Origin of the sequence: Streptomyces sp. NBC_00483 (assembly GCF_036013745.1) — a bacterium.
GTDB lineage: Bacteria > Actinomycetota > Actinomycetes > Streptomycetales > Streptomycetaceae > Streptomyces.
This window is the reverse complement of record NZ_CP107880.1, coordinates 9,686,688-9,698,156: the sequence shown is the minus strand read 5'-3', so window position 1 is coordinate 9,698,156 and position 11,469 is coordinate 9,686,688. Positions and strand designations below refer to the sequence as shown.

Annotated in this window: 9 protein-coding genes; 4 read left to right on the top strand and 5 right to left on the bottom strand. The window is 69.0% G+C overall.

Features of this window, described 5'->3' with window-relative positions; genetic code table 11:
- Positions 1-7 precede the first annotated feature (7 nt).
- A complete protein-coding gene (locus OHA73_RS43340) occupies positions 8-487 on the top strand; it encodes a CU044_2847 family protein (protein WP_267073375.1) in 480 nt (159 codons plus the stop codon).
- Here the strand turns inward: OHA73_RS43340 and OHA73_RS43335 are convergent.
- Both OHA73_RS43335 and OHA73_RS43330 read right to left on the bottom strand, forming a co-directional pair.
- Positions 432-4,328, bottom strand: coding sequence for a glycoside hydrolase family 2 TIM barrel-domain containing protein (locus OHA73_RS43335; RefSeq protein WP_327658142.1), 3,897 nt, complete (start codon positions 4,326-4,328; stop codon positions 432-434). The two genes, OHA73_RS43340 and OHA73_RS43335, sit on opposite strands and share 56 nt — an antisense overlap.
- 198 nt (positions 4,329-4,526) lie before the next feature.
- Positions 4,527-5,882, bottom strand: a complete 1,356-nt coding sequence (locus OHA73_RS43330) for an MFS transporter (RefSeq protein ID WP_327658141.1) — start codon at positions 5,880-5,882, stop codon at positions 4,527-4,529.
- Between the two features lie 297 nt (positions 5,883-6,179).
- Between OHA73_RS43330 and OHA73_RS43325 the strand changes: the two genes are divergently transcribed.
- From OHA73_RS43325 to OHA73_RS43315, 3 genes are all read left to right on the top strand, one after another.
- The gene (locus OHA73_RS43325) at positions 6,180-8,237 is read left to right on the top strand and encodes a TerD family protein (RefSeq protein WP_443063245.1); all 2,058 of its coding nucleotides are present in this window, start codon (positions 6,180-6,182) and stop codon (positions 8,235-8,237) included.
- An 82-nt stretch (positions 8,238-8,319) separates the two neighbouring features.
- Positions 8,320-8,742 (top strand): AraC family transcriptional regulator, encoded by a 423-nt coding sequence (locus tag OHA73_RS43320; RefSeq protein ID WP_327658139.1) that lies wholly within the window; start codon positions 8,320-8,322, stop codon positions 8,740-8,742.
- Positions 8,743-8,822: 80 nt separating this feature from the next.
- A complete protein-coding gene (locus OHA73_RS43315) occupies positions 8,823-9,263 on the top strand; it encodes a VOC family protein (RefSeq protein ID WP_266724692.1) in 441 nt (146 codons plus the stop codon).
- A gap of 21 nt (positions 9,264-9,284) precedes the next feature.
- Here OHA73_RS43315 and OHA73_RS43310 read toward each other — a convergent pair whose 3' ends face one another.
- The 3 genes from OHA73_RS43310 to OHA73_RS43300 form a co-directional block, all read right to left on the bottom strand.
- On the bottom strand, positions 9,285-9,581 hold the full coding sequence (locus OHA73_RS43310) for a WhiB family transcriptional regulator (protein ID WP_267073742.1): 297 nt from the start codon (positions 9,579-9,581) through the stop codon (positions 9,285-9,287).
- A 136-nt stretch (positions 9,582-9,717) separates the two neighbouring features.
- Positions 9,718-10,971, bottom strand: coding sequence for a MalY/PatB family protein (locus tag OHA73_RS43305; protein WP_327658138.1), 1,254 nt, complete (start codon positions 10,969-10,971; stop codon positions 9,718-9,720).
- Between the two features lie 99 nt (positions 10,972-11,070).
- Positions 11,071-11,436, bottom strand: coding sequence for a hypothetical protein (locus OHA73_RS43300; protein WP_327658137.1), 366 nt, complete (start codon positions 11,434-11,436; stop codon positions 11,071-11,073).
- Between the last annotated feature and the right edge of the window lie 33 nt (positions 11,437-11,469).

Genomic DNA, 11,469 nt, shown 5'->3' with positions numbered 1-11,469 from the left:
GAATCCCATGCCCGAAGCAGTCCAGTTCAAGCTCTCCGACGAGACCACGGTCCTCGTCTCCCCACCGGCCCGGAACGGCGTCCAACAGGTGGGCCTCGGCACGCATGTGTCCAACGCGACGAGCACCCTGCGCGCGTCGCTCGCCCCGGTCACCCGCGCCGCCTCGGAGGTGATCGCCGAGTTCCGGGCCGGCGCCCTGCATCCGGAGGAGATCGAGGTGGAGTTCGGCGTCACCCTCGACGCGCAGCTCGGCGCGATCATCAGCAGCGCCAAGGCGAGCACGCACCTCGCTGTCCGGCTGCGCTGGAGCGGCGGGCAGCGGGAGGGCAGTCAACAGGAAGGCAGTCAACAGGAGGGCAGTCAGCAGGAGGGCGGACAGCCGGAGAACAGGCGGCCGGAGGACACCGAGTCCCCCGACCACCCCTCCGCCGCTACTCCCCCGCCACCGGCCTCCGTGCCAGCGCCATCGCCTCCTTCACGTCCGTGATCGGCCGCAGCCAGTACGTGTACGCGTAGTCCCGGTCGGCGAGCAGTTTGTACGGGGCGTGGGTCTGGGCGCCCCAGCTGTCGTCGCCGCCGACGCCCATCTGGCGGTGGTTGACCCGCAGGACGACCTCGTCGCGCGGGTCGAGCTGGTAGTCGTGGCGGGTGCCGACGGACAGGTCCTCCGGGGTGAGGTGCGAGGCGGTGAGTTCCAGCAGCGGGTGCTCCGCGGTCGGGTCCGCGGCGACGAGGAGGCCGCGGCCACGCCCGTCGGTGAGAGCCGCCCAGCGCACGTCCGTCTTGTTGCCGTTCTCCTGGGGGCGGATGTACGAGGTCCACTGCTCGGCCACGGTCGAGTCCCAACGCCCCACGTCCGTACCGTCGTTGCGGTCCCAGTGGTTCTCCTCCGGGCCGCGGCCGTAGTAGTGCAGCCGTTCAAGGGCCGCGGGAAGCCGGAGGATCGAGCCGACCTCGGGGAGGTACGGGAGGCTGGCGGCGCCGGGGTGCAGGGCGTTGTCGACCTTGACGGCGCCGTCGCCGAAGACCGTGTACGTGGTGGCGTAGGTGGACTCGGTGGTGGTCGGCAGGGTGCCCTTGACCTCGATGCGCACGGCACGGCCGTCGAGGTCGCGGGCGCTCACCCCGGTCACCTTGCGGCGCGCGCCCGCGTCCCGCCAGGTCTGGTTGCGGGTGTGCTGGCCGTTGCCGTGGTCGTTGTCGGTCGGGGCGCGCCAGAAGTTCGGGACGGGGCCCGCGTCGACGAGCCGGACGCCGCCGGCTTCGTAGGAGGTGATGACGCCGGTCGCCTTGTCGAGGGTGAGGCTGAAGCCCTTCCCGGTCACGGAGACGGCCTTGTCCCCGTCCTCGTAGCGCAGTGTCGGCACGCTCTTCAGCGGTACGAGTGTCACCTTCGGGCTGCCCGCGTCGATCGGGAGCTGCGCCCGCGCCACCTCGAAGCCCGCGTCGGCCCACACCGTGTCGTCCTTCAGCCGGAAGGACAGGTGCAGGAAGAACTCGGCGCCGGGTGCGGGGTTGCTCGGCAGCTTCAGCGGGACGGTGATGTTCTTGCGGGCGAGCGGGGCGACGTCGAGCTGGGTGCGGCTCAGGCTGCCGCGCTGGATCACCTCGCCGTCCCGGGCCAGTTCCCAACGGCCGTCGTATTCACGGAGGTTGGTGAAGAGGAACTCGTTGGCGAGGGTGACGTCCCCCGCTCCCCCGCCGCCCTCCTTCGGTGCCACCTGGATCGCCTGGTAGATCCGCTTGACCTCGGCGGCCTTGCCGGTGTGACCACGGTCCGCGGTGATGATGCCGTCGGCGACGAAGTTGCCGTCGTTGGGGTTGTCGCCCCAGTCGCCGCCGTACGCGAAGAAGGTCTTGTCGCGCGCCTGCTTCTCCGTGACGCCGACCGTTTTGGCGTCGAACCAGAAGCGCACGCCTTCGCCGTCCGGGCCGCGTCCGTCGTCGGCGAGTTCGGCGGCTTTCAGCGCGCGGGAGTACACGCGGGCGCGGCGGATGGTGCCGCTGAACTCGCGGACCATGTTGTCGACGTCCACGCCGAGGGCGAGCGGCGCGGTGTTGCTGCTCGGTTTGGCGGTCGTCTTCTTCGTGGCCTTCGCCGCGCCGTCGACGTACAGCGTGAGCGTGCCCGCGCTCGCGTCGAAGACACCGGCGACGTGGTGCTCACTGCCCGTCCAGCCATCGGCGGGGGTGGCCCAGGAGGCCGTGATCCACTGGCTGCCGGAGTAGATGTAGAACTCCAGGTTCTTGTCGCTCTGCTTGAGCGCGTACTGGGTGTCGCCCTTCGCCACGATCGGCTGGTGGTAGCCGGTGACATGCGGGGTCACCCAGGCTTCGAGGGTGAGTGACCCGGTCAGGTCGAGGCGGTCGTCGCGGGCGAAGACGGTGGCGCCGCTCAGACCCTTGTCCCGGTTGAACGAGCCCGCGGGGTTGAGGAGTTCACCCTTGAGGCCGACGGGTCCCGTCTCGGTCAGCAGCGTCCGCGGCGGTGTCGGCCAGCTCAGCGACTGGTCGACGAAGTCCCAGATCCAGCCGCCCTGCAGCACGTCGTAGCGGCGGACGAGGTCCCAGTACTCCTTGAAGTTGCCGTTCGAGTTCCCCATCGCGTGGCAGTACTCGATCATCACGTACGGGCGGGTGTCGGCGGTGTCCTTGGCCTTCGACTCGACGTGGCTCGTCGACGGGTACATCTCGGAGCGGATGTCGCTCACGCCGGGGCTGTCGTCGCCCTCGTACTGGATGACGCGGGTGGTGTCGTAGGAGCGGATCCAGTCGTGCATGGCGGTGAAGGTGGAGCCTTCGCCCGCCTCGTTGCCGAGCGACCAGATGACGACGGAGGCGTGATTCTTGTCGCGGTGGACCATGTTCTGGGCGCGGGCGACGCACGCCTTCGTCCAGTCGGGGCGGCTGGCGGGATAGTCGTCGCGGACGCCGTGGGTCTCGAGGTTGGTCTCGTCGACGAGGTACAGGCCGTACTCGTCGGCGAGTTCGTACCAGATCGGGTTGTTGGGGTAGTGCGAGGTGCGGACGGTGTTGATGTTCATCCGCTTGATGATTTCGATGTCCTTGACCAGGTCGGCGCGGGTGAGCGCGGTGCCGCGGTCGGGGTGCATCTCGTGCCGGTTGGTGCCGCGGAACGACACCGGCTTTCCGTTGATCCGCATCAGCCCGTCCTTGAGGGCGAACTCGCGCAGGCCGACGCGGTGCGAGAGCGTCTCGGTCACCTTGCCCGCAGGGTCGCGCAGGCGGAGCACGGCGGTGTAGAGGTACGGGCTCTCGGCGGACCAAAGGCGCGGCGAGGGAACGGACTTGGCGGCCCGCACGGTCACTTCCGAGTCGTCGTCGGAGCCGGTGACGGTGGCCTTCTGGGTGAGCGGACGGGGCCAGACGGCATGGCCCGCGGCATCGTAGAGCTGGGTCTCGACGGTGTACGCGCCCGGGTCACCGGCGTAGTCGTGCACGGTGGCGGTGACCGACAGCTCGGCGGTGGTGTGTCCGTCGCCGAGCGGGGTGTCGAGCTTGAAGTCACGCAGGTGCACGCCTGGCGTCGAGTACAGGTACACCGAGCGGAAGATGCCGCTCAGCCGGATCATGTCCTGGTCCTCGAGCCAGTCGCCGTCGGAGAAGCGGTAGACCTCCACGGCGAGCTGGTTGGTGCCTTCGGTGAGGTGCGGGGTGATGTCGTACTCGGCCGGGGTGAAGGAGTCCTCGTGGTAGCCGACGAGCTTGCCGTTCACCCACACGTAGTGGGCCGACTTGACGCCCTCGAAGTGCAGGAAGACGCGTCTGCCCCGCCAGCCCTTCGGCACGGTGAAGGTGCGCCGGTACTGACCGACGGGGTTGTAGCGGGTCGGCGACGCGGGCGGCTGGGCGTCCTCGCCGAGGCCGTTGGCGCCCCACCACGGGTACGTGATGTTGGTGTAGATCGGGCGGTCGTGCCCGTGCAACTGCCAGACCGCGGGCACGGGGATGGTGTCCCAGTCCCCGTCGTCGAGGTCGGTCCTGTGGAAGTCCTCGTCACGCTCCGAGGGCCGGTCGACGTACGCGAACTTCCAGTCCCCGTCGAGGCTTTGTCGGTACGGGGAGCGGGTCCGGTCGGCGGCGAGGGCCTGCGCCACACCCTCGTACGGCATGAGTGTGGTGTGCGGGGGCTCGGTGCCGAGCCGGAACTGGTCGATGCGGCCGTTCCACTCGTCACCGTCGGCCGCGCCGGCCCGCGTCGCGGGGAGGCCCACGGGCAGGGCGAGCGCGCCGGCGACGACGGCGCCCGCCTGGAGCAGGCGGCGACGGCTGAGCGGCACGGTGTGGGGGCGGTGCGGTTGCGGCATGGCTGTGCCCTTCTGCGGGTGTGGACACGTGCAACTGGTGGGGCGCGGAGTGCCTGTTGAGCCGGCACCACCCTAAGAAGACAACACAACCGACACAATGACGCCGTAGGACTTTGTTGATTTCTGAGCAGAAAGAGAGGCCGCACCGCCGACGCCACGACGGTACGGCCTCCTGATCCCGTGCCCGGGGAAGCCCCCTCAGGTGGATTTGGTGGAACTCGGAGGAACGGTCACGCGCCTCTCACCCGCCTCGACCCCGCCCTCCCCCCGCTTCGGAATGAGAAACAACGCCCCCATGGACAACACGCAACAGCCCACGATGTAGAGGCTGATGCCGGTGCTCGACCCGGTGTCCTCCAGGATGGCGGCGGCGATCAGCGGGGCGGGGCCGCCGGCGATGACCGAGGCCAGCTGATAGCCGAGTCCGGCGCCGCTGTAGCGGACGTTGGCGCCGAAGCCCTCGGCGATGAGCGCGGCCTGGGGCCCGTACTGCATGCCGTGGAAGACCAGGGACAGCACGATGGCGAGCAGCACGAGCCCCGGCGTCCTGGTGTTGAGCAGGGCGAAGTACGGGAACGCGAACGCACCCACGCACACAATCCCGACGCCGTACACCAGGCGGCGCCCGTAGCGGTCGGAGAGGTGCCCGAAGAGGGGGATGGTGAGCAGCCCGATGGCCGCGGCGACGAGCGTGTCATTGAGCAAGTCATCGCGGGCGAGACCGAGATGAGAGGTCCCGTATGTCAAAACAAAGGTGATGAAGAGATAGAACGGCGCCTGCTCGGAGAGCCGGACGAACGCGGCGGCGATCACCTCGCGCCACTGGTGCCGCAGCACGTCCCACAACGGCATCCGGACGACGGCCTCTTCACGCTTGACGGCGGTGAAGTCCGGACTCTCCATGACCTTGAGGCGTACGTAGAGGCCGATGACGACGAGAACGCCGCTCGCAAGGAAAGGAATCCGCCACCCCCAGCTCTCGAAGCCGTCGCCGGAGGCGGAGCTCAGCCACTTGACCATGCCGGTGGAGATCAGCAGCCCGAGCGGCACCCCCATCTGCGGCCAACTGGCCATCAGCCCACGGCGTTTCTTCGAGCCCCACTCCATGGACAGCAGCACCGAGCCACCCCACTCGCCGCCCACCCCGATGCCCTGGAAGACGCGAAGTACTACGAGCAGGATCGGCGCGGCGAGCCCGATCGACGAGTAGGTGGGCAGACAGCCGATCAGAACGGTGCTCACGCCCATCAGCAGCAGGGTGATGACGAGCGTGGACTTCCGGCCGACCCGGTCGCCGAAGTGCCCGAAGATCGCGGCACCGAGCGGCCGGGCGGCGAACCCGACGAACTGCGTACCGAAGGAGGCGAGCACGCCCGCGTACTCGGACTGCCCCGGGAAGAACAGATGCGGGAAGACGAGCGCGGCAGCCGTGCCATACAGAAAAAAGTCGTACCACTCGATGGCGGTACCCACGGTACTGGCGACGACGGCGCGATTGCGGTGCCCGCGCACGTCGTACCGCCCCGCCTCTGACCCTGCGCTTTGCGTGTTCACGCCGACTCCCTGCCCTGCCATCGGTCGAGCCACGGTGCCCGGGAACGAAACCTTCGCGAGAGTGCTCTTCGGTCGCGTCCATGTCAAGGAATCGCGCGGTGTTCAACTATCGGGGATCGAGTGGGGCGCGGACGCCACGGTGACGAGCCATCGGCGCCACCCACGCGACCCTTGCTCCAGACGCCCGATTCAGGCCACTATCTCCAGGCCAGGTTCACCGTTTGTCCGTATGTGTCGACGGCGAGCGAGGGGGGTTCCTCGTACCTGGACGATCGAGGGGGAGGCCGAATGTACGAGATGGTCAAGGGCGCGAACGTGGGGCTGGGGAGCCTGATCGAGGGGGAGGCCGACTCGGTGATCGTCGGCCTGGGGTGGGTCAGCCCGACCGGCGAAGGGGACGCCGATGTCTCCGTCCTGTTGCTGGACGACAGCGGCAAGGTCCGCAGCGACGAGGACTTCTACTTCTACAACAACTCCTGCGCGCCGGACGGGAGCGTGCAGTTGCTCGGCAAGACGCCGACGGGCGAGGGCAGCGAGGACCGGATCAGTTTCGATCTGAGTGCCGTTCCGAGCGATGTCACCACGGTCCTCATCACGGCGAGCCGGTACGAGTCCGCCCGGTTCGACGAACTCGGCGCCCTGCAGCTGACGTTGAGCGACGGAGCCGGGGAACCCCTCCTACGGTTCGCGATCGACGACGCGGGCGCCGTGAGCGCGCTGATCTTCGGGGAGCTGTACCGGCGCGCGGGTGAGTGGAAGTTCCGTGCCGTGGGACAAGGGTACGAAGCGGGATTCGCGGCCCTCGCATCGGATCACGGCGTGGACATCGATGACGACGCCGACGAGCCCGTCGAGACCGAACCGGCTGCCCAGGAAGAGGCGGTGGAACCGCTCCAGCCCGCGGTCGGCGAGCGGCCCCGACAGGATCCCGAACCGGAGTCACCGACCACGCCCGCCACGGATGTCGCCGTGTCGGCCGAGGCCGCTGCCCCGACACCCTCCGTCAAGAGAGCCGCACGCCCGCGCACCTCGAAGAAGAAGGTCACGCTCCCCAGAATTCCCAAGAAGTCCCTTGCGGAGAACGAGTCCTGGGCGGGTGCGCGCCTCTTTCCCGTGTCCGCGCTGAAGAGTGACAGGGACAGGGAGACCCGTGCCACGTCGGTGCTGCTGGCCGTGATGGCACAGGTGCCGGAGTTCGGTCGGCGGCTGACCGCCGGCTTCGGCGCCCACGCCGGACGCATGGAGACCTTCACCGAGGTGTCTCTCCCCCACGGCGATGCGCCCCGCCGGCCCGACGGTGTCATCCGGGTGGAGCGGGCCGGCAAACTCTGGACCGCACTCGTCGAGACCAAGACCAACGGCAATCCCCTCAAGGCCGAGCAAGTACAGGCCTACGCGGACATCGCGGCCCGCAGGGGCTACGAGGCGGTCATCACCCTCTCCAACGACGTGGCTCTGGAAGGCAGCCCGCTGGTCGAGGTGAAGATCGACCGGCGGCGGAAGAACAAGGTGGGCCTGTGGCATCTGTCGTGGGCCGAAGTCGCCCACCAGGCCCAGATGCTGCTCCGGCACGAGGGGCTCGGCAATCCGGCGCACGCCTGGCTGCTGGAAGAGCTCCTGCATTACCTGCACCACGAGAACTCGGGCTGTCACGGTTTCCACAACATGGGGCCGGCCTGGGTGCCGGTACGCAACGGGATCCAGGACGAAACCCTGTGCCAGGGCGATCCCCGGGCACTCGAGGCCGTCGAGAGCTGGGAGCGGCTGGTACGCCAGGTGTCGTTGGGCCTGGGCGGCGAGCTGGGACGGAAGGTGCTCCCGGTGCAGCGGGCGCGGCGCGGCACCGACGCCGTGGTCCGCCGCACCCGCATGGCCGACGAGCTGTGCCGGGACGGCAGGCTCCGGGCCGAGTTGCGCATCGACCAGACACCCGGAGTGCTCGCCGTCGCCGCCGACCTGCGCACGTACAAGATCCGCACGTCCATCGACATCGCTCCGCCGGCACACGGCTACCCGCTCTCCTGGGCCAAGCGGATCGTCCGGGAGCTCTCCGAGGCACCGGCGGATCTGCACATCGAGACCCTGGTCGAGGGGGACGGTGGAGGGCCACGGGGAACTCTGGAACGGCTACGGCCCGAACCCGGCGACCTGCTGCCGGGCGGCGCTGCGAAGATCACCGGATTCCGGCTCTCGTTGTTCAAGGGCATGGGGACGCAGCGGGGCAACACGGAATCCGGATTCATCCGGAGCGTCGACGAAGCGGTCAACAAGTTCCACGCGTCGGTGGTGACCCACCTCGATCGCATGCAGACCAGACGGCGTCCGGTGCCGGGTCCGGCCGCCGACGACGAGTAGCAGGGCCAGGTCGCTCGCCGGCTTCGCCCGGTGGATCCGCTCCACCGGGCTGTCGGGCGCCCGCACCCCGCACAATGGACCCGTGCCCCACGTCCCGCCCTCCCGCCATCTGCTCCGCGCCCGTGATCTCGCGGATGCGCGGTACGCGGAGGAGCTCACGGTGGGGGATCTTGCGGCGGCGGCCGCGCTGTCGCCCGCGCATTTCAGTCGGTGTTTCAAGGCCGCGTTCGGGGAGTCGCCGCATCAGTATCTGCTGACCCGGCGGCTTGAGCGGGCCGCCCATCTGCTGCTGGCCACGGACTGGACGGTGGCCGATGTCGGGGTCGCGGTGGGGCTGCGCGGCATCGGGTCGTTCACGACGAGTTTTCGGCGCATGTACGGGGTGACCCCGCAGGCGTACCGGGCGGCGAATCCTCCCGCCGCGCGTCATGTGCGCATCCCCCGGTGCGTCGCGATGGCCTACGGACGGCCGCGGAACCGCACGTTTCGAGAAGACAGCGGCTGACCGGGTGCCTAGCGTCGTCGGTGTCGGGACGATCCGCGTCCCGGAGCAGGACAGCCGATGAGTGAGGCGCGAGGACCGACATGCCGACGACGATCAAGATTGCCAATGCGCAGTTCTGGGTGCACGACCAGGACGAGGCGCTCGATTTCTACACCACGAAACTGGGCTGGGAGGTCCGGGCCGACGTGACCATGGAGTCCTGGGCCTTCCGGTGGCTGTGTGTCGGGCCGCCCGGTGGCGAGGGGCCCGCGCTCGTGCTGATGCCGGTGCCCCGGCCGCCGATGCTCGACGAGAAGGACAGCGTCCAGCTGTCGGAGCTGGTGGCCAAGGGGGCCGGCGGAACGCTGTTCCTGGAGACCGATGACTGCAAGGCCGCCTACGACGAGCTGTCCGCACGGGGCGTCGCGTTCAACGACCCGCCGACCGAGCAGCCGTACGGCATCGACACCTCGTTCCGGGACCCCTCGGGCAACAACATCCGACTGACGCAGGTGCTCGCATTCGATCCCGGGCGGAGTTGACCGCGCGCGGCGCCCCGGACCTCACGAGGCCCTGACGTGGCGGCCGTCCTGCGCGTGCTCCGCGCGGGCCGCCTCCAGGAGGTTGCGCCAGGACGTGACCGTGGGGCGCCGGCGCAGCAGGGCCCGCCGTTCACGTTCCGTGGCGCCGCCCCAGACGCCGTACTCGATGCGCTCGTCCAGGGCGTGCGCCAGGCACTCGGTCCTGACCACGCACGTGTCGCAGAACCGCTTGGCGTGGGACTGCGCCGCGCCTTCCACGAACAGGTCCTCGGGGTCCGTGGCCTTGCACGCCGCCTTGTCCCACCACGAGTTGAAGATGTCCGTCACCCTTCGCTCCCTTGCTCCTGGCAAATTCGGTCTGTCTCAGGTGCGATTGGCGACCGTACGCCATAGATCCTCAACAGGCAGCCCATGACCAGGAGTTGAACGGTGAGTCACCGGCGGTTTCGGGCCGTCAGCCGAGCCCGGCCACCGCGTCTCCGAGCCTGCGAATCGCCTCGTCCACCGTGGAGCGCGGACAGCCGAGGTTCACTCTCATGTAGCCGTGGCCCTCGCCCCCGAACTTCTGGCCCCGGTCCAGCCACAGGCGCGCCTCGGTGAGCATGAACCTGTCCAGCGCCTCGGCGTCCATCCCGAGGCCCCGGCAGTCCATCCACGCCAGGTAGAGCGCGTCCGCGGGCAGCACGCGCAGCTTCGAGGTGGCGCTGTGGACCGCCTTCGCGAAGTGCTCGTGGTTGCCGCGCAGATAGCCGAGCAACTCCTCGAGCCAGGGCTCGCCGTGTGTGTACGCCGCCTCGGCAGCGACCATGCCCAGCACGTTGACCAGCGGGAACACATTGCGCTCGTACTGGCGGGCGAAGTCCTCGCGCAGTCGGTGGTCGGGGATAAGGATGTTCGCGCACTGCAGACCGGGCAGGTTGAACGTCTTGCTGGGGGCCGTGCAGGTGATGCTGGCGCGGGCGAACTCCGGGCCGAGCGAGGCGAACGGGATGTGTGTCCTGGCCGGGTTGAGGACCAGGTCCTGGTGGATCTCGTCGGACACGACCAGGACACCGTGCCGGGCGCAGATCTCGCCCATGGTGCGCAGCTCGTCCTCGGTCCACACGTTGCCGGTGGGGTTGTGGGGGTGGCTGAGGATGAACAGCTTGGTGTCGGGGCGGATGGCGGCTTCGAAGGTGCGGGCGTCGAACCGGTAGCCGTCCTCGGTGCGTTCCAGCGGCGCGTACGCGAGGTGGCGGCCGTTGAGCCGTACGTCCTCGTGGAAGTGAACGTAGACGGGCGGCTGGACGAGGACGGAATCGCCGGGCGCGGAGAAGGCCTGGACGATGGTCTTGAGGGAGGTGATGACACCTGCCGCCGGCACCACCCAGTCGCGCGACATCTCCCAACCGAAGCGCTTGGCCTGCCAGTTGACCACGGCGTCGAGATAGCCGCCGGTCGCGCCGCCGGGATAGCCGAGGACTCCGTGGTCGACGGCGTCGTGCAGTGCGTCGAGCACCGCCTGCGGGGCCTTGAAGTCGGTGTCCGCGACCCACATCGGCAGGGGCTCGGCCGCGGCCTCGTCGGGGGCCAGGAGGGAGTCGGCGAAGGTCCACTTCATGGAATTCGAGCGCGTGCGGTCGACGACGGTGTCGAAGGAGGAGGAAGCGGAGATGGAGGCGGAGGAGGAGGCGGAGGTGTCTGCTTCTGGTGCCGTGTCTCGTGCCATGACTGGATGCTAGATCCGGTCCCTCGGCCACGACTGGATCGAGCTCCGGCTCATCCGCCACGACTGGATCCAGATCCGGCCCATCAGCCACGACCGGATCTAGATCCGGTCCGTGAGCTCCTCCGCGTAGACCTGGGACAGCGGCTGGGGCCCCACGTACTGCTGGCAGTTGCACTGACCCGCCTCGTAGTGGGTCGGCTTCTTGTTCTCGTCCCAGGCCGTGGGGACCTCGACGCGTTCGTGACAGCGGCCCGTCTTGTCGTGTTTGGCGAGGTGGTGGGCGCAGCCGCAGACCGGCTCTGGCGGCTTGTTCGCGGCCTCCACCGCGAGGCGCGCCTGCTTGGCGGCCTCGAGCCGCTCCAACCTCCGCTCGTGCCTGCTGCGCAGCGCGCCGCGTGCGGTGTCCGCCACCCAGGCGAACGCTCCTGTCCAGAACAAGATGAGGATCGCCCAAACCCAGTTCATCTACCGCCCCTTCCCCCCGGATGACCGCGCGGT

Excerpts from the sequence above, each read along its gene's own strand:
- OHA73_RS43300 (WP_327658137.1), bottom strand. The coding sequence starts at position 11,436 with ATGAACTGGGTTTGGGCGATCCTCATCTTGTTCTGGACAGGAGCGTTC.
- OHA73_RS43325 (WP_443063245.1), top strand. The coding sequence starts at position 6,180 with ATGGTCAAGGGCGCGAACGTGGGGCTGGGGAGCCTGATCGAGGGGGAG.
- OHA73_RS43335 (WP_327658142.1), bottom strand. The coding sequence starts at position 4,328 with ATGCCGCAACCGCACCGCCCCCACACCGTGCCGCTCAGCCGTCGCCGC.
- OHA73_RS43315 (WP_266724692.1), top strand. The coding sequence starts at position 8,823 with ATGCCGACGACGATCAAGATTGCCAATGCGCAGTTCTGGGTGCACGAC.
- OHA73_RS43305 (WP_327658138.1), bottom strand. The coding sequence starts at position 10,971 with ATGGCACGAGACACGGCACCAGAAGCAGACACCTCCGCCTCCTCCTCC.
- OHA73_RS43340 (WP_267073375.1), top strand. The coding sequence starts at position 8 with ATGCCCGAAGCAGTCCAGTTCAAGCTCTCCGACGAGACCACGGTCCTC.